The 24,031-nt window shown below is 66.3% G+C and carries 23 protein-coding genes; 14 read left to right on the top strand and 9 right to left on the bottom strand.

Annotated elements, in window-relative coordinates; translation table 11 throughout:
* The first annotated feature begins 26 nt into the window (after nucleotides 1–26).
* Nucleotides 27–989, top strand: a complete 963-nt coding sequence (locus tag HB681_RS23230; RefSeq protein WP_213957232.1) for a tripartite tricarboxylate transporter substrate-binding protein — start codon at nucleotides 27–29, stop codon at nucleotides 987–989.
* A 5-nt stretch (nucleotides 990–994) separates the two neighbouring features.
* On the opposite strand, the gene glgX is transcribed toward HB681_RS23230, so the two are convergent.
* Complete coding sequence (gene glgX / locus HB681_RS23225) at nucleotides 995–3,145, bottom strand: glycogen debranching protein GlgX (RefSeq protein WP_213957231.1); 2,151 nt, start codon at nucleotides 3,143–3,145, stop codon at nucleotides 995–997.
* A 176-nt stretch (nucleotides 3,146–3,321) separates the two neighbouring features.
* On the opposite strand from glgX, the gene HB681_RS23220 reads away from it, so the two are divergent.
* From HB681_RS23220 to HB681_RS23205, 4 genes are all read left to right on the top strand, one after another.
* A complete protein-coding gene (locus HB681_RS23220; RefSeq protein ID WP_213957230.1) occupies nucleotides 3,322–3,630 on the top strand; it encodes a UBP-type zinc finger domain-containing protein in 309 nt (102 codons plus the stop codon).
* Nucleotides 3,631–3,754: 124 nt separating this feature from the next.
* A complete protein-coding gene (locus tag HB681_RS23215) occupies nucleotides 3,755–4,330 on the top strand; it encodes a GAF domain-containing protein (protein WP_213957229.1) in 576 nt (191 codons plus the stop codon).
* A gap of 7 nt (nucleotides 4,331–4,337) precedes the next feature.
* Nucleotides 4,338–4,727, top strand: coding sequence for a hypothetical protein (locus HB681_RS23210; RefSeq protein WP_213957228.1), 390 nt, complete (start codon nucleotides 4,338–4,340; stop codon nucleotides 4,725–4,727).
* Between the two features lie 212 nt (nucleotides 4,728–4,939).
* On the top strand, nucleotides 4,940–5,968 hold the full coding sequence (locus HB681_RS23205; protein ID WP_213957227.1) for a hypothetical protein: 1,029 nt from the start codon (nucleotides 4,940–4,942) through the stop codon (nucleotides 5,966–5,968).
* 169 nt (nucleotides 5,969–6,137) lie between these two features.
* Here HB681_RS23205 and HB681_RS23200 read toward each other — a convergent pair whose 3' ends face one another.
* From HB681_RS23200 to HB681_RS23190, 3 genes are read right to left on the bottom strand one after another with little or no spacing between them, the layout of a single operon-like run.
* Complete coding sequence (locus HB681_RS23200; RefSeq protein ID WP_213957226.1) at nucleotides 6,138–8,003, bottom strand: IlvD/Edd family dehydratase; 1,866 nt, start codon at nucleotides 8,001–8,003, stop codon at nucleotides 6,138–6,140.
* Nucleotides 8,003–9,019 carry a D-erythronate dehydrogenase gene (gene denD / locus HB681_RS23195; RefSeq protein ID WP_213957225.1) on the bottom strand — a complete coding sequence of 339 codons (1,017 nt, stop codon included), beginning with the start codon at nucleotides 9,017–9,019 and terminating at the stop codon, nucleotides 8,003–8,005. Before denD ends, HB681_RS23200 begins: the two co-directional genes overlap by 1 nt.
* Nucleotides 9,016–9,798: a FadR/GntR family transcriptional regulator gene (locus tag HB681_RS23190; protein ID WP_213957224.1), complete on the bottom strand. Its 783-nt coding sequence runs from the start codon at nucleotides 9,796–9,798 to the stop codon at nucleotides 9,016–9,018. The genes denD and HB681_RS23190 overlap by 4 nt, the downstream gene beginning before the upstream one ends.
* Before the next feature lie 169 nt (nucleotides 9,799–9,967).
* On the opposite strand from HB681_RS23190, the gene ugpC reads away from it, so the two are divergent.
* From ugpC to HB681_RS23160, 6 genes are all read left to right on the top strand, one after another.
* Nucleotides 9,968–11,041: a sn-glycerol-3-phosphate ABC transporter ATP-binding protein UgpC gene (gene ugpC / locus HB681_RS23185; protein ID WP_213957223.1), complete on the top strand. Its 1,074-nt coding sequence runs from the start codon at nucleotides 9,968–9,970 to the stop codon at nucleotides 11,039–11,041.
* A 60-nt stretch (nucleotides 11,042–11,101) separates the two neighbouring features.
* Complete coding sequence (locus tag HB681_RS23180; RefSeq protein WP_213957313.1) at nucleotides 11,102–12,433, top strand: extracellular solute-binding protein; 1,332 nt, start codon at nucleotides 11,102–11,104, stop codon at nucleotides 12,431–12,433.
* A 221-nt stretch (nucleotides 12,434–12,654) separates the two neighbouring features.
* Complete coding sequence (locus HB681_RS23175; RefSeq protein WP_213957312.1) at nucleotides 12,655–13,557, top strand: sugar ABC transporter permease; 903 nt, start codon at nucleotides 12,655–12,657, stop codon at nucleotides 13,555–13,557.
* Entirely contained in the window at nucleotides 13,554–14,432 is an 879-nt protein-coding gene (locus HB681_RS23170) for a carbohydrate ABC transporter permease (protein ID WP_213957222.1), read from the top strand. The genes HB681_RS23175 and HB681_RS23170 overlap by 4 nt, the downstream gene beginning before the upstream one ends.
* A 65-nt stretch (nucleotides 14,433–14,497) precedes the next feature.
* Nucleotides 14,498–15,538, top strand: a complete 1,041-nt coding sequence (locus tag HB681_RS23165) for a phosphotransferase (RefSeq protein WP_213957221.1) — start codon at nucleotides 14,498–14,500, stop codon at nucleotides 15,536–15,538.
* Between the two features lie 140 nt (nucleotides 15,539–15,678).
* Nucleotides 15,679–16,020, top strand: coding sequence for a DUF6176 family protein (locus HB681_RS23160; RefSeq protein ID WP_213957220.1), 342 nt, complete (start codon nucleotides 15,679–15,681; stop codon nucleotides 16,018–16,020).
* A 25-nt stretch (nucleotides 16,021–16,045) separates the two neighbouring features.
* Here the strand turns inward: HB681_RS23160 and HB681_RS23155 are convergent, their stop codons facing one another.
* Nucleotides 16,046–16,360, bottom strand: a complete 315-nt coding sequence (locus HB681_RS23155) for a hypothetical protein (RefSeq protein WP_213957219.1) — start codon at nucleotides 16,358–16,360, stop codon at nucleotides 16,046–16,048.
* A 336-nt stretch (nucleotides 16,361–16,696) separates the two neighbouring features.
* Here HB681_RS23155 and HB681_RS23150 point away from each other — a divergent pair, with 336 nt between their 5' ends.
* The gene (locus HB681_RS23150; protein WP_213957218.1) at nucleotides 16,697–16,837 is read left to right on the top strand and encodes a hypothetical protein; all 141 of its coding nucleotides are present in this window, start codon (nucleotides 16,697–16,699) and stop codon (nucleotides 16,835–16,837) included.
* Nucleotides 16,838–16,856: 19 nt separating this feature from the next.
* Here the strand turns inward: HB681_RS23150 and dbpA are convergent, their stop codons facing one another.
* From dbpA to HB681_RS23130, 4 genes are all read right to left on the bottom strand, one after another.
* The gene (gene dbpA, locus HB681_RS23145) at nucleotides 16,857–18,242 is read right to left on the bottom strand and encodes an ATP-dependent RNA helicase DbpA (protein WP_213957217.1); all 1,386 of its coding nucleotides are present in this window, start codon (nucleotides 18,240–18,242) and stop codon (nucleotides 16,857–16,859) included.
* A 325-nt stretch (nucleotides 18,243–18,567) separates the two neighbouring features.
* On the bottom strand, nucleotides 18,568–18,831 hold the full coding sequence (gene infA / locus HB681_RS23140; protein WP_213957216.1) for a translation initiation factor IF-1: 264 nt from the start codon (nucleotides 18,829–18,831) through the stop codon (nucleotides 18,568–18,570).
* Nucleotides 18,832–18,888: 57 nt separating this feature from the next.
* Nucleotides 18,889–19,134: a hypothetical protein gene (locus tag HB681_RS23135; protein WP_213957311.1), complete on the bottom strand. Its 246-nt coding sequence runs from the start codon at nucleotides 19,132–19,134 to the stop codon at nucleotides 18,889–18,891.
* Between the two features lie 288 nt (nucleotides 19,135–19,422).
* A complete protein-coding gene (locus HB681_RS23130; protein WP_213957215.1) occupies nucleotides 19,423–20,553 on the bottom strand; it encodes a TonB C-terminal domain-containing protein in 1,131 nt (376 codons plus the stop codon).
* Between the two features lie 119 nt (nucleotides 20,554–20,672).
* Here HB681_RS23130 and HB681_RS23125 point away from each other — a divergent pair, with 119 nt between their 5' ends.
* Complete coding sequence (locus tag HB681_RS23125; protein ID WP_213957214.1) at nucleotides 20,673–21,560, top strand: type 1 glutamine amidotransferase; 888 nt, start codon at nucleotides 20,673–20,675, stop codon at nucleotides 21,558–21,560.
* Between the two features lie 430 nt (nucleotides 21,561–21,990).
* On the top strand, nucleotides 21,991–23,985 hold the full coding sequence (locus HB681_RS23120; protein ID WP_213957213.1) for an alpha/beta fold hydrolase: 1,995 nt from the start codon (nucleotides 21,991–21,993) through the stop codon (nucleotides 23,983–23,985).
* Nucleotides 23,986–24,031 lie beyond the last annotated feature (46 nt).

Genomic DNA, 24,031 nt, shown 5'->3' with positions numbered 1-24,031 from the left:
CCCTGGAAGAAAAAAGCCCTCCCGCCATGTCCTTCGCGCTCGACCGCCGTTCCTTCATCGCCGCCGCCGCAGCGGCTGCCGCCCTTCCCGCCATGGCGCAGCAGCGCGTGATCCACATCATCGTGCCCTTCGCCACCGGCGCCGTGCAGGACACCGTGGCGCGCGCCTTCAACAGCGAGCTGGGCGTGGCGCTGGGCGCAACGACCATCGTGGAGAACCGCGCAGGCGCAGGCGGCAGCGTGGGCGCGGCCCTCGTGGCCAAGGCCCCTGCCGACGGCAATACGCTGGTCCTCGCCGCTGCCAGCCATCACATCGCCGGCCACCTCTACAGCAAGCTCGGCTACGACCCGCTGAAGGACTTCGTCGGCGTCGCCAACCTCGGCAATGCGGGCTATGCGCTGGCGGTGTCGAGCGCGATGAACGTCGGCGCCACGGCGGACTTCATCAAGGAGGTCAAGGCCAACCCGGGCAAGTACAACTACGCCTCGGCCGGCAACGGCAGCGCCACGCACCTGGCAGTGGCCTCCTTCCTTGCCAGGGCCGGCCTGCAGATGACGCACATCCCGACCAGGTCCACCGGCGAGGCCGTCAACGAACTGCTGGCCGGCCGCGTGCAGGCGGTGATCTCGTCGAGCATCGGCGTGATCGGCTTCCAGACCGATGCGCGCATCAAGCTGCTGGCCACCACCGGCACCCGGCGCAGCCCCTTCCTGCCCAACCTGCCGACCGTGGCGGAAAGCGGCCTGCCCGGCTATTCCTTCGACTCATGGATCGGCCTGCTCGCGCCCGCGGCCACGCCCAAGGCCGAGGTCGACAAGCTCAACGCCGCCGTCAACAAGGTGCTGGCCGACCCGGCGATCCAGGAGCGCTTCGCGCGCATCGGCGTCGAGCCGCGCACGCAGACGGCGGCCGAGTTCCAGCAACTGCTGCGCGGTGACTGGGATGCGATGGGCGTGGTGGTGAAGGCGTCCGGCGCGAAGGTGGATTGACGCGGCTAGGGTGAATGAAACACCAGCATCGACCGCCCCGTGACCATGTAGAGATGCCCGGGCCGGAAGGTGTCTTCCTCCTGCGTCTCCAGGGCCGTGTCCACCACGCGCGTCCACGTCTTGCCGCGCGCCCTGCCGCGTCGCGGCATCTTGAACTCCAGCGCGCCTTCCCAAGCGTTGAACACCATCAGCACGCTCGCATCGGTGGCGGGTTGCGGCAATGACGATCCGGGCACGCTGCCCTCCAGCAGCAGGCCGATGCAGCGCGTGCGCATGTCGAGCCAATGGGCCTGATCCATCTCGGCCCCATCGGGCGTGAGCCAGGTCGCGTCCTTGAGTTTCGTGGCCTGGTTGACCTTGCCGGTCATGAAGCGGTTGCGGCGCAGCACCGGATAGTCCTTGCGCAGCCGGATGATGTGGCGCGCGAACTCGGCCAGCGAGCGACTTGACGCTTCCTCGGCCGCGGCCCAGTCGATCCAGCTGATCTCGTTGTCCTGGCAATAGGCGTTGTTGTTGCCCTGCTGCGTGCGGCCGAACTCGTCGCCGGCCAGCAGCATCGGCGTGCCTTGCGACAGCAGCAGCGTCGCCAGCAGGTTGCGTTGCTGGCGCGCGCGCAGGGCCAGCACGTCCTCGTCGTCGGTGGAGCCTTCCACGCCGCAGTTCCACGACCGGTTGTGCGAATGGCCGTCGCGGTTGTCCTCGCCGTTGGCCTCGTTGTGCTTGTCGTTGTAGCTCACCGTGTCGGCCAGCGTGAAGCCGTCGTGTGCGGTGATGAAGTTGACGCTGGCCCACGGCCTGCGGCCGCGGTGGTTGAAGTAGTCGCCGCTCGCGGTCAGGCATTGCGCGAGCGCCGGCGCCATGCCTTCATCGCCCTTCCAGAAGGCGCGCACGTTGTCGCGGAACTTGTCGTTCCACTCGGCCCAGCCCGGCGGGAAGCGACCCACCTGGTAGCCGCCGGGTCCGATGTCCCAGGGCTCGGCAATGAGCTTGACGCTGGAGAGCACCGGGTCCTGCCGGCAGCTGTCGAGGAAGCCGCCGCCCTCGTCGAAGCCGTGCGGCTCGCGCGCGAGGATGGTGGCCAGGTCGAAGCGGAAGCCGTCGACGTGCATCTCGGTGACCCAGTAGCGCAGGCTGTCGGTCACCATCTGCAGCACGCGCGGGTGGCTCAGGTTGACGGTGTTGCCGGTGCCGGTGTCGTTGATGTAGTAGCGCGGGCCGGGACCGTCGCCATTGCCGGTGCCCGGCATCAGGCGGTAGTAGCTCGCGTTGTCGATGCCCTTGAAGGACAGCGTCGGGCCGAGTTCGTTGCCCTCGGGCGTGTGGTTGTAGACCACGTCGAGGATCACCTCCAACCCGTGCGCATGGAAGCGGTCGACCATGTGCTTGAACTCGTCGATGTTGGGGCCGTCGAGGTAGCGCTGGTCGAGCGCGAAGAAGCCGATGGTGTCGTAGCCCCAGAAGTTGGTCAGGCCCTTGTCGGTGAGGAAGGGCTGGTTCAGGAACATCTGGATCGGCAGCAGCTCGACGCTGGTCACACCCAGTTCGCGGATCGGGCCGATGACTTCGTCGCGCGCCAGCCCGGCGAAGGTGCCGCGCATGTGTTCCGGCACTGCCGGGTGGCGCATCGTGAAGCCGCGCACATGCGTCTCGTAGAAAACGGTCTGGTTCCATGGCACGCGCACGGCATCGGTCTGCGTCCACTGGAAGCGGGAGTCGACCACCACGCACTTGGGCATGAAGGGTGCGCTGTCGCGCTCGTCGAAGCTCAGGTCGGCATCGGGGTGGCCGACGGTGTAGCCGAACAACTCGGGGCCCCACTTCAGCTCGCCCATGTGCGCCTTGGCATACGGGTCGAGCAGCAGCTTGTGATGGTTGAAGCGGTGGCCCTTCTCGGGCTCGTAGGGGCCGTGCACGCGCAGGCCGTAGCGGGTGCCGGGCAGGAGGCCCGGCACGAAGCCGTGCCAGACCTCGTCGGTGTACTCGGGCAGCGTGACGCAGCCGAGTTCGGTGGTGCCGGCCTCGTCGTAGAAGCAGACCTGCACCTTGGTGGCGTGGGCGGAGAACACGGCGAAGTTGACGCCCCGCCCGGTGTACGTGGCGCCAAGCGGGTGCGGTGCGCCTTCTTCGAGCGCGTGGCGGTAACCGGGGTCTGGCATCGAGGCTCCAGGCAAAGAGCAGTACTTTGCAGTATTGCGGCAAAAGCCGGAATGGACGGCCCGCCGGACTTTACGTAGGCCAACAGCCATCTGCAAGGCGCGTGCCCGCCCGAATTGACTGGCAGGGTCGCGGTCTCCATGGGAACATGTCGCCTCCGACGCACGGGAGAAACGTCATGAGCAAGCACTGTACGCACACCGGCAGCATCACGCGCGTGGTGCCGAGCGCCCCGGGTTGCGAGGAATGCCTGAAGGCCGGCAGCCGCTGGGTGCACTTGCGCCTGTGTCGCACATGTGGACACGTCGGCTGTTGCGACGACTCGCCCCATCGCCACGCCACTGCGCACTTTCACGCAACACAGCATCCGATCATCGAAGGCTATGACCCGCCCGAGGGCTGGGGATGGTGCTTCGTCGACCGCGTGGCGCTGGACCTGGGCGAGGACACTACGCCGCAGAACGGGCCGATTCCGCGTTACGTGTGAGTCAGGGGCATGCGCGCATCTGCGCTGGTCAGGCTACATTGCTTGTTCGGCAAACGTGGGATTCAAGGGAGGAACAAAAGGGCTGGCTGAGCGTTTGCCACTGGTGGTCAGCCCGAAAATCAATATGTACGCATTACATTCTGCAGACTACGCGCCCGATGCCTTCGAGGTCCGGGTTTCCGAGTTGCTCGTTGCCACCGCCGAGGGTGGCGACGCTCTCATCAGCAGCGCCGTCACCGAGGTGCTGCAACTGTTGCGCGAGAAACTCAACATGGACGTGGTGTTCGTCTCCGAGTTCGTCGACGGTCACCGCGTGTTCCGCCGCGTCGAGGCCGATGCCGGCAAGCGCGTGTTCGAGGAGGGGCAGTCGCATCCGCTCGAATACACCTTCTGCCAGCGCGTGGTCGACGGCAGGCTGCCGCAGATGGTCAAGCACTGGTCGACCGATCCGGCCACGCAGGGCATGCCCAAGCTGCCTTTCCCGATCGGCAGCTATCTCAGCGTGCCGGTGGTGTTGCGCGACGGGAACGTCTACGGCACGCTCTGCTGCTTCAGCTTCGCAGAGAACGATGCGCTCACGCAGCGGGACCTCAAGAAGCTGGAGATGTCGGCGCAGTTCACGGCACGCCGCATCGACGAGGTTCGCGAGCGAGACGCGGCGGCCGCGGCCGCAACGCCGGCGCCGCGGCGCGACCATTGATTGCTCAATGCAAACTCGCAAGTACACCGGCCTCAGCAATGCCTCGCTGCATGACGATGGGCTGACCTTCAACATCACCATCGATACGGAGGATGGCGCGGTCCCGCTCGAAGTGCCTGTGGCTGAAATCAGCAAGCTCACGCACATGCTGGCGAAGGTGTCGATTGCCTCCGGCGAGATCCGGGCGCTGCCGCGGCACTTTGGCGGGGACGGCACACTGACCTTGCGCCCGGTCGACGCCAGCGCGATGGCCGTGATGAAAGGCGAACCCGGGCGCGCGCTGGTGCTGCTGCAGGTCGGCGCGACCACGATGGCCTATTCGCTGGATGCCCGGCAGGTGGTGGCGTTCTCGCAGGAACTGCAAGGGGTGGTGGGGCAATTGGGTGCGGCGGAATAACGGCGTGCCCAGCCCATTGGGTCCGCCGGATCCACGCGCCCGTTGCAGGGCAAACTTTTGTCATGAACCGGGGTCCGGGCTGCGGGCCATGGTGGTCGGCAGACGGGGGCTGCGGCTATCATTTCCCGCTTCCCAAGGGAGCACGCAGCCACGGCCGACGGTGCCCCAGCCGCATGTCCGTGCTCCGGATGCGCAGAACACCCCCGGTAAACGTGCCCGACCCTCAGAACCCCCACTTTTCACTCACCGGCATGCCCACGCACGACAGTACCGCTGACCGCATCTCGATGGTCATCCCCGACGAGGCCGGCGGGGTGATGGACTATGCCCACGCGATGGCCGAGCGCATGGGCAATGCCCGCGTGCTCGGGTACCGCAAGGACCTCGAGGTCGACGGCGACGCCGTGCTGCTGCATGTCAGCGGGTACGGCTACTCGCGCTACGGCGCCCCCTTCCACCTGTTGAACTGGGTCAAGCGCAACAAGCCGCGCATGAAGCGCTTCGGCGTCTTCATGCACGAGGCCTACGCCGTCAGCAACCGCATCACTTCGTCCGTGTTCTGGGTCTGGCGCGCGCAGCGCTACATCGCGAGCCAACTGGCCAGGGAATCCGAGTTCTGGATCTCGAACACCCACTACATCCACGACTGGCTGGAGACGCAGGCCGGGCACCTGCCGCATCTGTGGATGCCGATCTATTCCACGGTCGGCGAGCTTTCCGGGTTGCCGGCGGTGCGCGAGAAGAAACTGATCGTGTTCGGCACGGCGCCCGTGCGCGTCAACACCTGGCGCGCGGGTGGCGAGGCGCTGTTTCGCTGGGCCGCCGCGAGCGGGCTGGAAATCCATGACATCGGATCGCCGGTGAAAGACCCGGACATCGCGGCCCTGTTGAAGTCGCATGGCGTCATCGAACATGGACGGCTGTCGGTCGAGGCGATATCCGCGCTGATGCGCACTGCAACCTACGGCGTGGTCGCCTACTCGCCACACGACGTGGCCAAGAGCGGCATCTTCGGGTCCTATTGCGCGCACGGCGCGGTGCCCGTGCTGCTGTCGCCCAACACCGGTGCCTACGACGGCCTGGCGCCCGGCGTGCAGTACCTCAAGGGCATCCCGCCTGCCGATCCGTCCCCCGCCGAGGTCGCGCGCATGTCGCGGGCGGCCTTCGACTGGTACCAGGGGCACAGCATCGCGGCGACCTGCGATCCGATCGAAGCGCTGCTGCGCCCGAAGAAGATGTGAATATTTCTACTGCGGCCGCCGATCTCGGGTCCGCAGTGTTGGCTCCGGCGTGACAAGCGCTTTGCGCAGTTGTCAGCCTATGCCGCAACTGCGTTGTCACCGCCGAGAGTGCGGTTCCGCGCCGCAGACCCGACCTCGGCGCCCTCGCTACGAAATCTTCACGCCTTCATCAGTGGTTGTCTCGAGGCACGCCAAACGTGGCGTGGATGCGCTGGTACTTCACCGCCGGCTTCAGCACCATGCCCTCCGACAACTCGGCCACGACGCTGCGCTGGATCTCCTGCCACGGCGTCTGGCTCGGCGGGTACTTGTAGCCGCCGGCCGCGTCGAGCTTCTCCCGGCGCAACTTCAGTTCCTCGTCCGACACCAGCATGTTGGCCGTGCGCTTCTTCAGGTCGATGCGCACGCGGTCGCCGGTCTGCACCAGCGCCAGGTTGCCGCCGGTCGCCGCTTCGGGTGAGGCATTGAGGATCGACGGCGAACCCGAGGTGCCCGACTGCCGACCGTCGCCGATGCAAGGCAATGCGGTGATGCCCTTCTTCAGCAGGTAGTCCGGCGCGCGCATGTTGACCACTTCCGCCGCGCCCGGATAGCCGACCGGCCCCACGCCGCGCATGAACAGCACGCTGTGCGCGTCGATCTTCATCTTCGGGTCGTCGATGCGGTGGTGGTAGTCCTCCGGGCCGTCGAACACGACGGCGGTGCCCTCGAAAGCCATCGGGTCCTTCTCGTCCTCGAGGTAGCGCTTCCTGAATTCGTCGGTGATCACGCTGGTCTTCATGATCGCGGAGTCGAACAGGTTGCCCTTGAGGTTGAGGAAGCCGGCATCCTTCTTCATCGGCTTGTTGTAGGCAAAGATCACCTTGCGGTCGCTGGTGAATTGGCCTTCGCAGTTGTCCTTGAGCGTCTTGCCGTTGGCCGTCATCGCGGGCTTGATCTTGTCCTTGGCAACGAGTTCGGCCACCACGGCGGGCACGCCGCCGGCACGATAGAAGTCTTCGCCGAGGTACTCGCCTGCGGGCTGCAGGTTCACCAGCAACGGCACCTTGTAGCCGTGCTTTTCCCAGTCGTCCGTGCTCAGCTCCACGCCGATGTGCCGCGCGATCGCGTTCAGGTGGATCGGTGCGTTGGTCGAGCCGCCGATCGCCGAGTTCACGATGATCGCGTTCTCGAAGGCTTCGCGCGTGAGGATGTCGGACGGCTTGAGGTCCTCGCGCACCATCTCGACGATGCGCTTGCCGGTCATGTACGCCATCTCCTGCCGGTCGCGGTACGGCGCGGGAATGGCGGCGCTGCCCGGCAATGTCAGCCCCAGTGCCTCGGCCAGCGAATTCATCGTCGAGGCCGTGCCCATGGTGTTGCAGTGGCCGGTCGACGGCGCGGACGAAGCCACCAGTTTCAGGAAGCCTTCGTAGCCGATCTCCCCTGCGGCCATCATCTCGCGCGCACGCCAGACGATGGTGCCCGAGCCGGTGCGCTCACCATTGAACCAGCCGTTGAGCATCGGCCCGGCGTTCAGTGCGATCGCCGGGATGTCGACCGTGGCCGCGGCCATGATCTGCGCCGGCGTGGTCTTGTCGCAGCCGGTGGTCAGCACCACGCCGTCAATCGGATAGCCGTAGAGGATCTCGACCAGCGAGAGGTATTGCAGGTTGCGGTCGAGCGAGGCGGTCGGGCGCTTGCAAGTCTCTTGAATGGGATGGATCGGGAATTCGAACGCAATGCCACCCGCGTCGCGGATGCCCTCGCGCACGCGCTCGGCCAGCACGATGTGATGGCGGTTGCACGGCGCGATATCGGAGCCGGTCTGCGCGATGCCGATGATCGGCCGGCCCGACTGCAACTCGTCGAAGCTCAGGCCGAAGTTCATCGTGCGCTCGAGGTAAAGCGCGGTCATGTCCGCGTTGTTGGGGTTGTCGAACCAGGCTTGCGAGCGCAGGCCGGTGGGCTTGCCCTTGACGGCCTTGGCCTTCGAGGTCTTGGAGGCGCCCTTGGTGGTGGCCTTGGCCTTCTTGTCGGACTTGTCGGTTTTCATCAGTTCATTCCCTTCAGGGTTTCGTTCGCGTTGGGTAGTGCCGCGCAGTCGGCCACGTACTGCCGGATGATGTCGGCGAAGTTGTCGTGCGGATGCAGGCCCAGCTTGCCCGCGCGCGCGGCGGTCGCGCCCGTGGGCCAGTTGGCCACGATGCCGGCGATGCGCTCGTCGCGTTCGAAGCGCACCAGCCCGCGCACCTTGGCGCCCGCCACTTCCTCGAGGGCGTCGAGCATGTCGCCCACGCGCACGTTGATCGACGGCAGGTTGAGCGCGAGCCGGCCCTCGAAGGCCTCGCGGCTGGCTTCGTAGACAGCAATCAATCCATCGATGGTGCGGCCCGGCGAGGACATCGGATGCGACACGTCGGCCGACACCGGGCAGATAGCTTCCACACCGGCCAGCGGCTCGCGGATGATGCCGCTGAAGAAGGAGGAGGCCGCGCCATTTGGCCGGCCCGGACGCACCGTCACGGTCATGAGCCGCGCGGCGCGGCCGTCGACATAACCCTTGCGCGTGTAGTCGGCAATCAGGTGTTCGCAGATCAGCTTCTGCACGCCATAGGAGGTCTGCGGCGCCGGCAGCGTGTCGTCGGCCACGAGCTTGGGCATCGGCACGGCGGCGTCCGGCCCGAACACCGCCACCGAGCTGGAGAACACGAAGCGCGGCACCTTGCCGCCCGCGGTGACGTTGGCGCGGATCGCGTCGAGCAGGGCGCGCGTGCTGTCGAGGTTGGACCGCATGCCGAGGTCGAAGTCCAGTTCGCACTCGCCCGACACGGCCGACGCCAGGTGGAAGATCCCATCGAAGGACTCCGTGCGCAGCGCGTCGGTTTGCGTGAGCAACGGACCGGTGCGGGCCTCGACCCGGGCATCGGCCAGCAGGTCGGCCGGTGGCGGGGCGATGTCCGTCAGCACAATGCGGTCGACGGGTTGCCCGGCCAGCGTGCCGCGTTGCAGCAGCGTGCGCGCAAGCCGTGCGCCGACGAAGCCACCGCCTCCGGTGATCATCAGTTTCATGGGATTTCCTTGTGTTGATGGGTTGCCTTGGCGGCGGCCTGCCGGCGCCTGCCGTGGATGATTCCGCCCTCGACGAGCCGTTGCTCGCCGCGGATCAGGTGTTCGTTTGCGTGGTGGCGTGCGGCCACCGGGTCGCGCGCCGCAATGGCCTCGTAGATGGCCCGGTGCTCGGCCTGCACGGCCACCATGAAGTCGGACCGCCGCGCCTCGTTGCCGCGCGTGATGCGCATGCCCTCGCGCAGGTATTGCTCCAGGAAGCCGAGCAGCAGCCGGAACTGCGGGTTGCCGGTCGATTCGCCAATGACCCGATGGAATTCAAGGTCTTCCGCCACGCCGTCCTGCCCCGCGGCCACGGCGTCGTCGATGCCCTTGAGCGCACGGCGCAGGGCGGCGATCTGGCTGCGCGTGGCGCGCTCGGCCGCCAGCGCGGCAATCTCGCCCTCCAGCACGCGCCGCACTTCCACCACATGAACCACCGACTGCACCGAGTCGAGCACGGTCGGGTCGAACATCAGGGGCTGGTTGACGGGGCTCGGCGCCACGAACACGCCCGAGCCCTGGCGCGATTGCACCAGGGCGCGGGACTTGAGCTGGTGCACTGCCTCGCGCACCACCGTGCGCGACACGCCGTGCGCCAGCGCGAGTTGCTGCTCGGTCGGCAGCCGGTCGCCGGGGCGCAGCACACCCGTATCGATCTGCGCGCTCAGGCGCGCGGCCAGCCGGTCTGACAGGCGATCGACGGTGAGCGGGGGAGGGGCGGAAAGAGCAGAGGTCCGCATGGGCGCGGAGGAAATGGACGTAGTTATGTGGTCATCATACAAATTTCCGGGGGTTAGTGCGTAACGGTTTGCCCTGATAGCGCTGCCAAGTCGCACCGCGAATACTGCGCGGCTGCCAACCCGTTATCGGTTGCCGACGATTGACTTGCGAACTTTCAGGACCCAGTGCATGGCCAGTGTCACGATCCAGTCGGTGAAGAAGAACTTCGGAGAGGTGCCCATCCTCCATGGCGTGGACATCGATATCCAGGACGGCTCCTTCACCGTGCTCGTGGGCCCGTCGGGCTGCGGCAAGTCCACGCTGCTGCGCATGATCGCGGGGCTGGAGCAGATCAACGGCGGCGAGATCCGTATCGGCGACAAGCGCGTCAACGATCTGCCGCCCAAGGAACGCGACATCGCGATGGTGTTCCAGAACTACGCGCTCTATCCGCACATGACGGTGCGCGACAACATGGCCTTCGCGCTCGCGCTGGCCAAGACCGACAAGCCGACCATCGAATCCAAGGTGAAGCGCGCCGCCGAGATCCTCGCGCTCACGCCCTTGCTCGATCGCTATCCGCGCCAGTTGTCGGGCGGCCAGCGCCAGCGCGTCGCCATGGGCCGGGCCATCGTGCGCGACCCGCAGGTGTTCCTGTTCGACGAGCCCCTGTCCAACCTCGACGCCAAGCTGCGCGTGGCCATGCGCAGCGAGATCAAGGAACTGCACCAGCGCCTGAAGACCACCTCGATCTACGTCACGCACGACCAGATCGAAGCCATGACCATGGGCGACAAGATCGTCGTCATGCGCGACGGCCGCATCGAGCAGACCGGCAGTCCGCTCGACCTCTACGACAACCCGGCCAACCAGTTCGTGGCGGGCTTCATCGGCTCGCCGGCGATGAACTTCCTGCCGGGCACCTTGCATCGCAATGGCAGCGGCGCGTATGTGGAACTGAACGACGGCACGCGGCTCGATGCGCCGGTTCGCGCGGGTGGCATCGACGGCCAGCCGGTCGTCTACGGCACGCGGCCGGAACACCTGTCGCTGGCGGATTCGGGCGGCATTCCATCGCAGGTGGTGGTGATGGAGCCGACCGGCATGGACACCTTCGTCGCCTGCCGGCATGAAGGCGCCGACCTCTCCGCCGTGTTCCGCGAGCGATACGACTTCGCGCCCGGCAGCACCATCCTGCTGCAGCCCGACCTGCAGCGCGCACACCTTTTCGACGCGAGCAACGGGCACAGGCTCGTGGCTTGATCACCACGACAGTTCCACTTCCACCGGCACGTCAAACCCCCAGGAGACGACATGACATCCATGAGTGACTTCAACAACCGCCGCAAGATCCTCAAAGGCTCGGCCGGCTTCGCTGCCGCAGCCACTGTCGGCACCGGCTCCGTGCTGTTCTCGTCGCTGGCGCAGGCGCAGAACATGACCTTCAAGCCCGAGAAGGGCGCCAAGTTGCGCGTGCTGCGGTGGAGCCGCTTCGTGCAGGGCGACATCGACACCTACATGGCCAACGTCAAGAAGTTCCAGGACGCCACCGGCATCGAGGTGCGCGTCGACAACGAAGGCTGGGAAGACGTGCGCCCCAAGGCAGCGGTGGCCGCCAACACCGGCGCCGGACCGGACATCATCCTGTCGACCAACGACGACGCCAACCTCTACCCCGACAAGCTGCTCGACTGCACCGACCTCGCCGAATACCTCGGCAAGAAATACGGCGGCTGGTATCCCGCCGCGGAGGCCTTCATGCGCCCCGACGGCAAGAAGTGGCTGGGCCTGCCGTTGGGCGCCTCGGGCTCGCTCATGGTGTATCGCGAGAGCATGCTCAAGGCCGCCGGCTACGACGCCTTCCCCAAGAACACCGACGACTTCCTGAAGATGTACAAGGCCCTGAAGGAAAAGGGCACGCCGGGCGGCATGGCGCTCGGCAACGCCACCGGCGACAGTACCTGGTGCAACTGGCTCATCTGGGCCTTCGGCGGCAAGCTGGTGGACAAGAGCAACAAGGTCGTCCTCGACAGCCCCGAGACCCTGAAGGCGCTGGAGTACGCCAAGGAGCTCTACGCCAACTTCATCCCCGGCACGCTGTCCTGGCTGGACCCGAACAACAACAAGGCCTTCCTCGACGGGCAGATCAGCGTCACCAACAACGGCATCTCGGTCTACTACGCGGCCAAGAACTCGCCGGACCCGAAGGTCAAGGAAATGGCCGCCGACATCAACCATGCGGTCTTCCCGGTCGGGCCGGTGGGCGTGCCGACCGAGTCGCACCTGTTCTTCAACCAGATGATCATGAAGTACACCAAGTACCCGCAGGCCTCCAAGGAGTTCCTGCGCTTCATGATGGAGAAGGAGCAGTTCGACGCCTGGCTGATCGGCGCCGGCGGCTACGTCGCGCAGCCGCTGCGCGCCTACGAGGCCAATTCGATCTGGACCTCCGACCCGAAGAACACGCCCTACCGCGACTCGGTCAAGAACCTGCGCCCGGCCGGTTACGACGGCAAGCTGGGCTATGCCTCGGCCGGCGTCGCGGCGGACTTCATCATTCCGAACATGGTGGCGGAAGCAGCGAGCGGTTCGAAGACGCCGAAGGAAGCCGCCGAGCGTGCGCAGAAGCGCGCCGAGCGTTACTACAAGGTCTAAGAAGGTGTGAATCTTTCTACTGCGGCCACCGATCTCGGGTCTGCGGTGCTCGCCGTACGGGAGTACGGCTCCGCTCCTCAACCCGACCTCGATGCCCTCGCTATGAAAGCTTCACGCCTTCTGCGCGGCACTTCCGAGCCCGCGCCGCTCGCCTGTCAGATTCGCGGAGTTTCTGGAAAAGAGTTGGTGATCTCACTGGCATTTAACGAGGCTTCATGACACTGATTCAGCGAATCCAGAACAGTCGCAACGCCCTCGGCCTCATGTTCATGTTGCCGGCGGCGGTGTTGCTGCTGCTGTTCCTGACCTATCCCCTCGGCCTCGGCACGTACCTCGGCTTCACGGACGCCAAGGTCGGCCGTCCGGGCCAATGGATCGGGCTCGAGAACTACGAGTTTCTCTGGGGCGATGCGGTCACGCGGCTGGCCTTGTTCAACACGCTCTTCTACACGGCGGTGGCGAGCGTGTTCAAGTTCCTGCTGGGCCTGTGGCTGGCGCTGCTGCTCAACAAGAACATCCGCTTCAAGACCTTCTTCCGCGCGGTCATCCTGCTGCCCTACATCGTGCCGACGGCGCTGTCGGCCATCGCCTTCTGGTGGATCTACGACTCGCAGTTCTCGATCATCAGCTGGGCGCTGGTGAAGATGGGGCTGATCGACACCTACATCGACTTCCTCGGCTCGCCGTGGAACGCGCGCATCGCGGTGATCATCGCCAACGTCTGGCGCGGCGTGCCCTTCGTGGCGATCACGCTGCTGGCCGGCCTGCAGACCATCTCGCCCTCCTATTACGAAGCCTCGGCGATCGACGGCGCCACGCCGTGGCAGCAGTTCCGCCACGTGACGATGCCGCTGCTGACGCCGATCATCGCGGTGGTCATGACCTTCTCGGTGCTGTTCACCTTCACCGACTTCCAGCTCATCTACGTCATCACGCGCGGCGGCCCGCTGAACGCCACGCACCTGATGGCGACGCTCTCGTTCCAGCGCGCGATCTCGGGCGGTGCGCTCGGCGAAGGCGCGGCCATCGCCATCGCGATGGTGCCTTTCCTGCTGGCCTGCGTGATGTTCAGTTTCTTCGGCCTGCAGCGCCGCGCGTGGCAACAGGGAGGGTCCGACAAATGAGCAGCAATCCAGGCCAGGTCGACACGGTCGGCATGAGCTTCCTCGACTCGCTGCCGCGCAAGGTGGTGACGGTGTATGTGCCGCTGCTCGTATTCCTGGTCGTGCTGCTGTTCCCGTTCTACTGGATGGCCATCACCTCGGTGAAGCCGGAGGCCGAACTGCTCTCGCGCGAGGGCAATCCGTTCTGGGTCATCCACCCGACGTTGGCGCACTTCCACAAGCTGCTGTTCGAGACCTCGTATCCCCAATGGCTGTGGAACACGGTGCTGGTGTCGGTGGTCTCGACCTTCGCCTCGCTGGCGGCTTCGGTGTTCGCCGCCTATGCCATCGAGCGGCTGCGCTTCAAGGGTGCGAAGCATGTCGGCCTGTCGATCTTCCTGGCCTACCTGGTGCCGCCGTCGATCCTGTTCATTCCGCTGGCCAACGTGGTGTTCAGCCTCGGCCTGTTCGACACGCGCTGGGCGCTGATCCTCACCTATCCGACCTTCCTGATCCCGTTCTGCACATGGCTGCTGATGGGCTACTTCCGCTCCATCCCGGCGGAGCTGGAGGAGTGCGCGCTGATCGACGGCGCCAACCGCTGGCAGATCCTCGTGAAGATCGTGCTGCCGCTGGCGGTGCCGGGGCTCATCTCCGCCGGCATCTTCGCGTTCACGCTGTCGTGGAACGAGTTCATCTATGCGCTGACCTTCATCTCCTCCTCCGAGGTGAAGACGCTTCCGGTCGGCGTCGTCACGGAGCTGGTGCAGGGCGACGTCTACCAGTGGGGGCCGCTGATGGCCGGTGCCTTGCTGGGCTCGCTGCCGGTGGCGTTCATCTACTCGTTCTTCGTCGAGTACTACGTGTCGGGGATGACGGGGTCGGTGAAGGAATAGCGCTGCCCAGCTCGCGGACGGCGCGCCCGGCACAATCGCGGCCGTCACGCATCACCCCGAACGTCATGGACCCGTCAACCATCGTCGAGCCGCAGCCGCAACCGCCCGCGAGCACGGTCTACTCCACGCCCACTGGCACGGCCATCGCGCAGGCCGTGGCGCAGCACTGGCCAGCGCTCGGCCCGGTTGAAGGCTGCCACCTGCTGCGGCGCGGATTCAACGACGTCTACGCGGTGCAGTTCAAGGCTGGCGGCCAACGGGTGGCGCGGCTGAGCGCAAGGCGCGCCCGTGGCCCGGCCAACGTCGACTACGAGGCCGGGCTGCTGTCGCACCTTCAGCGCGCGGGCGCGTCCGTGGCGGCCAGCCTGCGCACGTGCGCAGGCGCCAGCGCCGGGGAACTCGCGGCGCCGGAAGGCATGCGAACCTTGATGCTGTTCGACTTCCTGCCCGGCGAACCGCCCGGCGATGTATTGGCCGACATCGAGGCGACCGGCCGCGACCTCGCCCGCATCCACGTCGCCAGCCAGCACTACAGCGGCCCGCCCAGCCTCTACGCACTCGCCTTGCCGCACCTGCTGGACCAACCCCTGCGCTGGCTGCTCGCGGCGCCGACGCTGGACGCCGGCCTGCGCGCGGATTTCACCGCCATCGGCGAGCGCTTGCGCGCGCGCATCGACGGCCTCGCGCGGCTCCCCGAGGGTGCCTGCCACGGCGACGCGCACGCCGGCAACATGCACCTCGCCGACGACCCCGCGGGCGGGCGCGTCGCCTCTTTCTTCGACTTCGACGACGCAGGGCCGGGCTGCCTGGCCTACGACCTGGCCACATGGCTCTGGAGCCTGCTGCTGCGCGCCGGCCCGGCGGGCCCGGACGCTGCCGCGCTGGAGCGATGGCGCCGCTTCCTGCACGGCTACCAGAGCGTTCGCGAAATCGATGCGCAGGAGTTCGACGCCATCGCACGCTTCGTCCCCGTGCGCCATACCTGGTTCATGGGCGAATACGCGAGCCGCATGGCTGAATGGGGTACGCAGACGATGCCATCCTCGTGGCTGCGCAAGCAGGTCGACCAGATGATCGCCTGGGAGTCGTTGCAGACACCGGCTTGACGTGGAACACTGCACTGAGAAGGTGTAGACGAACCCGCCGTGCCCGCCCGGCCACGCCGGATTCATCCACACCTTCCGACACTTTCGGGATGCGCAGGGAGCCACAGGCCCATAGACGGGCCCAAGCAGCGATGCACTCCATGAATTCGACCCACGTCCCAGTCTGTGCCCGGATCCGCCTGAAGAACGGCGTGCTGCCCCGCGTGCGCGAATGGGCAGCGCACATGTCGGCGCACCGTGCCGATGCCTTGCAGCGTCTGGTCGCCGAGGGGGTGTCGATCGAGTCGGTGTTCCTCGACATCACGACCGAGGGCGAATATCTTGTCTACTACATGCGCGCCGCCTCGCACGAAGAGGCGCACCGGGTCGCCGCGCAATCCGCGGCCGAACTCGACCGGTATCACAAGCTCTTCCAGCGCGAGACCTGGGGGGCCGCGCAACGGCTCGAACTGCTGCTGGACCTGCGCCGCGATACGGGTTGACGGCCGCGCCGCGCCGGCTCGTCTTCTACGCGTCCTCGAACGTCGGGCAACGCCAGTTCAGCAACTCCGCCAGCCGCCGCACGATCCACGTCGCCTCCACCGCGGACACCCCCGATTCGGCCGTGAGCAGCCCGTCGCGGCAGCGATGCAGGATCTCGTCCTCGGACGGCACGGCCACGTGGTGCAGCCTCTGCGCCTGCTCGACGAGGAGCGTGGCCAGGTCCTCGCACAACTCGTAGCGCGCACGCACGATGCCGATCGGTTCGCTCAGCCGCTGGCGCGCGTCGGCATAGACCGCCAGGAAGGACGGGGGGACTTCGATCTGGTTGTCGTCCGACATGAGGCCTGCTTCAGAGGAAATTCAACAAAGGTTGCAAAGGGAAAGTTCCCGGCCGGTGCGCCGCGTCGCAAGCGCGCCGCGTCATTCCGGTGAAATCGCACGAACATTCGTGGCTGCCGTGCAGGCTTGGTGCAGTCGTGACTTTGTGCACGGGCTGAAAGGCGACGTTCGCTTACAAATGGCGCCTACAGTTTGCATTTTGAAAGAATTACTTTGGTCGCGAATGGCATTGCTTTGATCGTGGAAGAACCGTCTCCCGGTCAGTTTTACTGGGTCCTGGAAGAACAGCAGGTCCGCGCTGCGCGGGACGCCCAGCTGGATCGGGCGGAGCGCCCCATGCCGAGTTACGGACTGGCCGTGATGGCCGGCATTGCCGCGCTCGAACAGCGCGCCGGCGTCACGTCCGGTCGCCAGGGCCGGATCTCGGAGCATGCCGCCATGGATTTCGGCCCGACCACCATCGCTGGAACACTCTGAACCCGTCCAGCGCCCTGCATCAGAGCAACCGCACCTTCACGCTCTTGCCCTTGACCCGTCCGATCGACAGCTTGCGCAGCGCCTGCTCCGCGATGCGCCGATCCACCGCGACGTAGGTCGAGAACTCGTTCACGTTGATCTTGCCGACCTGCTCGCGCGTGAAGCCGGCCTCTCCGGTGAGCGCACCCAGCACGTCGCCGGCGCGGATCTTCTCCTTGCGTCCGCCGACGATCTGCAGCGTGGCCATCGGCGGCTGCAGCGGGCCGCCGCCCGCGGGCGTGAGGTTCGACAGCGCCTGCCAGTCCGACTCGCGGCCCTGCAACTGCTCGATCTTCCCGACGTAGCCCATCTCGTCCATGCTGGCGAGATTCAGCGCCAGCCCGTCGGCATCGCCCCGGCCGGTGCGGCCGATGCGGTGGATGTGCAGTTCGGGGTCGGGCGTCACGTCGACGTTGATCACCGCTTCGAGCTGGGCGATGTCGAGCCCGCGCGAGGCCACGTCGGTCGCCACCAGCACCGAGCAGCTGCGATTGGCGAACTGCACCAGCACCTGGTCGCGCTCGCGCTGCTCCAGTTCGCCGAACAGCGCCATCGCGCTGAAGCCCTGCCCCTGCAGCACCTCGACCAGGTCGCGGCACTGCTGCTTGGTGTTGCAGAAGGCCAGCGTGCTCTCGGGCCGGTAGTGGTTCAGCAGCAGGCTCACCGCGTGCAGCCGCTCGCTCTCCTTGACCTGCCACCAGAGCTGGCGGATCTTGCCGGCCTCGTGCTGGGCCTGCACCGTCACCTGCTGCGGCGCCTTCATGAACTGCTGGCTGAGCTTCGCGATGCCTTCCGGGTAGGTGGCCGAGAACAGCAGCGTCTGGCGATTGGCGGGACACTGGCGCGCCACCTTGGCGATGTCGTCGAAGAAGCCCATGTCGAGCATGCGATCGGCTTCGTCGAGCACCAGCGTGTTGAGCGCTTCCAGGTCGAGATTGCCGCGCTCCAGGTGGTCCATGATGCGGCCCGGCGTGCCCACCACGACGTGCGCGCCGTGCTCCAGGCTGGCAGTCTGCCCGCGCAGCGCGACGCCGCCGCACAGCGTGACGACCTTGATGTTTTCCTCGGCCCGCGCCAGGCGGCGGATCTCGGTCGTCACCTGGTCGGCCAATTCGCGCGTCGGGCACAGCACCATCGCCTGCACCGCGAAACGGCGCGCATTCAGGTTGGCCAGCAGCGCCAGCGCAAACGCGGCGGTCTTGCCGCTGCCGGTCTTGGCCTGCGCGATCAGGTCCTTGCCGAGCAATGCCAGCGGCAACGCGGCAGCCTGGATCGGCGTCATGCGCGTGTAGCCGAGCTGCGTGAGGTTGGCCAGTGCCTGCGGGGAAAGCGGCAACGTGCCGAAGTCGTGGGTGTCTGTCGTCATGATGGAGCGAAGTGTGGGGTCGAGGCGGCGTAGCGGGTCAATGCGCCCCGACCCGGCAGCGGCGTCATGGCGGCGAACAGTGCGCTGCAGGAATCGGAGCCCTGTGGGCGGCGCCGGGCAAGTCTTCACGGTGCGCATCGCGCGGGACTTGTCGAGGGCCTCGCCGGGTCGCGGCGCTGCGGGTCACGGCGCGTGCAGGAGCGTTGCTTCAGGAAAATAAAAAGCCCCCGGCGCCCGTGCTGCTTGTGCAGGAGCTATCCGCGGATAGCAACGGGAGCCCGGAGGCCGGTTCGACGCGCGCCAGCACGAGGGCTGGCGGCACGCTTCAGCGACGGGGAGTCGTGTTCGACGGCGGCATCGGGCCGCGACCGTTCAGGTGGCGGAACGTGATGCGGCCCTTGGTCAGATCGTAGGGCGACAGCTCCAGCGATACCTTGTCACCCGCCAGGATGCGGATGTGGTGCTTGCGCATCTTGCCGCCGCTGTAGGCGATGAGCTGGTGCCCGTTGTCGAGCGTGACGCGATAGCGCGAATCGGGCAGCACCTCGGTGACTGCGCCGTTCATTTCAATCAGTTCTTCCTTGGCCATGTATGTGTTACCTCTGCGTGATTATCGTGAATTGTGCTGAAAAAGGCTTACCCCGTGTCACGTCACTACAACGCGCGACATGGTGCGTTCGCGCACCCAGCCCAGGCCTTGTTCGGTGGCATAGCTGTGCGCCAGCGCGTGGCTGTCGAAGCGCGGCGTGAACCGCATCACGCGGTCGTGCGTGCCCCGGCCCTGGCCGGAGCGGATCGAGACGGAGGCGGCGAAATCGCCGTCGACGGTGTGCCGGATCAGCGGCGAGATAAGGTACTTGCCCACTGCGACAGTGGTGTGAATGAGATCCATGAATTGCAATGCCCGATGGCCACGCTTTGCGTGACGCACCCTGAAAAATGTTTGAAAACGGCGCGCGGCGTTGCCGACGAAAGGTCGGCCGACAAGGCGCGAAATTCGCTTTACAAGACAGAAGGCAGTGGTGGCAATCATGGGCGCCCGGTCTGGCGCTCCAACGCACTGTGAGGGCCGGCTTCAGGGAAGTCAGAGGCCCGGGATGCGGGCCAACCGGCGGTATGACGAAAAGTGCTTCGTCGTGTCAGCGAACCCTCGATTATAGCCTGATAGGCACAATGGTTGCTAGAACACGTGCAAAACGTGTCCTAAGGGCCGCTCGCCGATGGCTTGCACCGTGATGCGCGCCGAGCGGTCGCGGGCACGGCCCTCGGCCGTGAACGGGCCGTAGCCCTCGCGCCGGGTGACCGCCACGGGTGTCGCGGAGTCCAGGCCCGCGGATGCGAGGTAGGCGCGGACCATTTCGGCCCGGGCGCGAGCCAGGTGTTCGCCGTCGCCCGACGCGGCTTCGTAGCTGTCGCTGCCACTGGCGATCCGGATCGCTTCGATGCGGGTCTCCTTGCCAAGGCGTGCGATCAGCTGGTCCAGTTTTTCGAAACCGATCGGCAGGGTGCGGGTCTGGTGCAGGTTGAAGAACACGTCGGCCTCGAGGCTGACGCGCACCGTGTTCTGCTCCTGGCCGGCAGGCCGAAGCCGGAGGGCGGCAGCCTTGGGGAGCGGCAATGCGTTGAGTTGGCGCAGCGCCGCGAAGTAGCCGGGTTCGTCGCCGCAGCGGGAGACCAGGCTGCGCAGGTCTTCGTCGGTGCGCGCGGCCGGCAACCCCTTGGCATAGCAGGCGCCTGCACTCCTGGAATCCCGGTCCGCGAAGCGAAGCGCACCGGGCTGGACTTCAGCAGCACACTCGTCGGGAGCCCCCAGCCCGTCATTCCCATAGACGATCACTGCATCGGTCCAGAGCAGGTCGACCTTGCCGTCGGGTTCCGGCGGCGGCGGTGGAAAGGGCGCTGCCCGCGACGCCGCTGCAATGACCGAGTCATCCAGCCGCGCGTCGCCCAACGACACCGGCATGCTCGCCGCCTGCAGGTCCCCGGAACGCTCCACAGTCAGCATCAGCCGTCCGCGCCCGGGGCCCTTCGGCAGCGACCCCGGCGCGTTCAGGCTCGCGTGCACGGCGACGATGCGGCAATACGTGCCGCGCAGCCATGCCGCGTAGGACGTGTCGGCGGCCGTGCCGCCATACACGACGTACTTGCCTCGTCGCCGCGGCCCGGGCGCCTTGTCGAGTGGTTCCTGGAGCCTTTCCTGGATCTGCGCTCGCAATCGAGCCAGTTCCTGCGCCTTCGCTTCGGTCGACTCTTGCGCGATGGCGCACGTGGTCGCGCTCCAGAGCGCCAGAAGCAATACCAAGGTCTTCATGAATTCGTGAGGCAGGCGGCCATGTGCGCGAGAAACGCAAAGCTTATCGGCTGGCGGGTCGCCATCTGTGAAGTGAGTGTGCACAATGAACTTCCTCGCCCTGCAGGTATCGACCCGCCATGCCCAAGACCGTTGCCGGCCGCCTCAAGATCGGCCTCTCCGCCTGTTTCCAGCACGCGGACCCCACGCGCTCGCTGTTCACCAACAAGACGTTGCAGTACGTGGAGCAGTCGATCGCGCACTGGCTGATGTCGGCCGGGGCGATGGTGGTCATGGTGCCGTGCCCTACCGGCGAGACGGCGCGCGGCGACACCCGGCTCTCGCACTACGCCGAGTGGCTCGACGGCGTCGTGATGCACGGTGGCGCCGACGTGTGGCCAGGCAGCTATGGCGAAACGCCGCTGAAGGAAGCCTGGATCGGCGACCGCATCCGCGATCTTTATGACCTGGCCCTGGTCGAGGCCTTCGAGCAGGTCGGCAAGCCGATCTTCGGCGTATGCCGCGGCCTGCAACTCATCAACGTGGCCTTCGGCGGCACGCTCTACCAGGACATCGAGACCCAGCATGCCGGCGCGCTCACGCACCGCGATGCGGTGAGCTACGACAAGAACTACCACGACCTGGTGCTGGTCGAGGGCACGCGGCTGGCCGGCATGTACCCCGGCGTCACGCACACGCGCGTCAACAGCATCCACCACCAGGGCATCAAGGACCTGGCGCCCGGTTTCGAGATCGAGGCCTGGAGCTATCCGGACCACGTGCCCGAAGCCATTCGCCGCACGACCACCCGCGGCGGCCATGGCTACATCGCGGCGACGCAATGGCATCCGGAGTTCCATGGCAGCGGCAGCGTGATCACCACGGTCGACGACACGCCGATCCTCAACGACTTCCTCAATGCATGCGCGGCCGGCAGGCGCCAGCCGCAACGTTGGCGCCATCGCATGCCGGGGCAGATCCGCGACCGCGCCGCGCGGTTGCTGCGTCAGGCGCTGCTGCGCCGATAGCCCCATGCAGACGCCTTGGCGACACCGCCCCGTCCTCGCGCATCGGGAACAGGGTTTTCCGTAGACGGGGGCTGCAAATCGGTCGCTATTCTCGAAATGGGCGTCAAACGTCGGGGCGCGCTGGCCGCATCGCGCAGGCCCGGGTGGCATAGTGACTTCACGCAGGTACAGGGATACCAGATGACAACAGGGACAGAGTTTTCGATCGCGACGTTGCCGTCGTTCGCCTCTTTCAACCATGGCTTGAACAAGGTCCGATTCATCGCACCGGTCAAGGTGAGTTCGCGTGTGCGGGCTCGGGTGACAATGGGATCCGTCGTGGACCAGGGCAAAGGAAGGCATCCGGTCACGATGGTTAACACGGTGGAGATCGAGGGCGAGGCAAAGCCTGCCTTGATCGCCGAGACGCTGGTTGTACTGGCGGGGCGGCATGAGCGACCCTGTCGATACGAAAGCATTCAACGGTGCGCAAAGCGCGGAGAACCTGATGAGCGAAGAGACAAATCCGAAGAGGCAGGCTGCGGCAACCAAGCGTGCCAAGGCCACGACCACTGTCCCGGTCAAGAAAGTGGCCGCGAAGTCAGCCAAGCCTGTGAAGAAGGCCGCTGTGAAAGCAACCAAGGTGGCCAGGGCCGCGCCTGTGGCGCCGAAGGCGGTGGCGAAGCGGCCGGCCGTCGCAAAGCCGAAGGCAGCCAAGCCAGACACGCGTGCCAAGCCAGCCGCGCCTGCCGAAGCAGCGAACTCCGCAGAACTGGTCAGCCGGCTGACCGAAGACGCTGCCAACAACACCCTGGCCGTGAACCCGTTCATCGGGCTGCGCTTCGAGGACCTCGGCGAAGGCGTCAAGGCCTTGTTCGGCTCGGCCGTCCAGCAGCCGGCAAAGGTCGCGCAGCACTGGGCTGCCTATGCGCTCGAACTGGGCAAGGTCGTTTCCGGCGCATCCGACGCGGAGCCCTATCCCAAGGACAAGCGCTTCGCGGACCCGGCCTGGCGCAGCAGTGGCCTGCTCAAGCGCCTGCTCCAGGCGCATGCGGCCACCGGCAGCGTCATCAACAACTACCTCGATGCCATCGAGATGGACCCGCGCGACAAGGCACGTGCCCAGCTGGTGGCCTCCATCTACATCGACGCGATCGCGCCGAGCAACGCCCTGATCAATCCCGCCGCAATCAAGCGCGCCAAGGAAACGCGCGGCCAGAGCCTGGTCAAGGGCATGAAGAACCTCGTGGGCGACTGGCGCGACAACGGTGGCTTGCCATCGTCGGTAGACAAGTCGAAGTTCGAACTCGGCAAGAACCTGTGCCTGACGCCGGGCCAGGTAGTGTTCAGGAACGACGTGCTCGAGTTGATCCAGTACAAGCCGCAAACCGCCGAGGTGTACACCCGTCCGCTCGTGATCTGCCCGCCGCAGGTCAACAAGTTCTACGCCATGGACCTCTCGCCGGAGAAGAGCCTGGTCAAGTTCGTCGTCGAGCAAGGCGTCCAGATCTTCTGCGTGAGCTGGTTCAATCCCGGCGAAAAGCAGCGCGACTGGGACATGTCGACCTATTGCAAGGCACTCGACGAAGCGGTGGATGCCGCGCGCGACATCACCGGCAGTCCCGACATCACCCTGTGGGGCGCCTGCTCGGGCGGCATGACCGCGGCTTCCTATGTCGGCTGGCTCGCCGCCACCGGGCAAAGCAAGGTCGCGAACGTGGTCAGCCCGGTGTGCACGCTGGATCCGGAAAACGTGTCGGACACCAGCATGGGCTTGTTCATGACGCCCGAAAGCGTGGCCACCATCAAGGCCGCGACCAAGGCCAAGGGCTACATCGACGGTGAGGCGCTGGCGCGCGTGTTTGCCTGGCTGCGCCCCAACGACCTGATCTGGAGCTATTGGGTCAACAACTACCTGCTGGGCAACGACCCACCCGCCTTCGACATCCTGTACTGGAATGCCGACACGACCCGCCTGCCGGCCGCGTTCCATGCCGACCTGCTGGACATCATGCAGGAGAGCCCGTTCATCCATGCCAACAAGCTGAAGGTGCTGGGTGAGCCCATCGACATGCGCAAGGTCAAGGTCGACGCCTACATCGTGGCCGGCATCACCGACCACATCACGCCCTGGAAGGCGTGCTACCCGACGGCGCGCATCTACGGCGACAAGAGCACGTTCACGCTGGTCAATGCCGGCCACCTGCAGAGCCTGCTCAATCCGCCCGGCGCGGCCAAGTCCTTCTTTCTGACGGGCAAGGTCGGCGGACCGGACGCCGAGGCGTGGACGGCGGGTGCGACGCGCATCGACGGAAGCTGGTGGCCGAACTGGATGGACTGGATGCACCGGCGCTCCGGCGACAAGGTGCGGGCGCCCGCCAAGCTTGGCAGCGCGAAGAACAAGCCGGGCGTTGCTGCGCCGGGCGAATACGTCATGCAAAAGTGAGCGCCGCCGTCTTGCGCCTCTGTGCGCCGCTCCGCCTCGCGAACTG

The organism is Variovorax sp. dw_954 (assembly GCF_018449755.1).
Taxonomy (GTDB): Bacteria; Pseudomonadota; Gammaproteobacteria; order Burkholderiales; family Burkholderiaceae_C; genus Variovorax.
The sequence above is the reverse complement of the archived record's forward strand: the minus strand, read 5'-3'. Positions and strand labels throughout refer to the sequence as shown.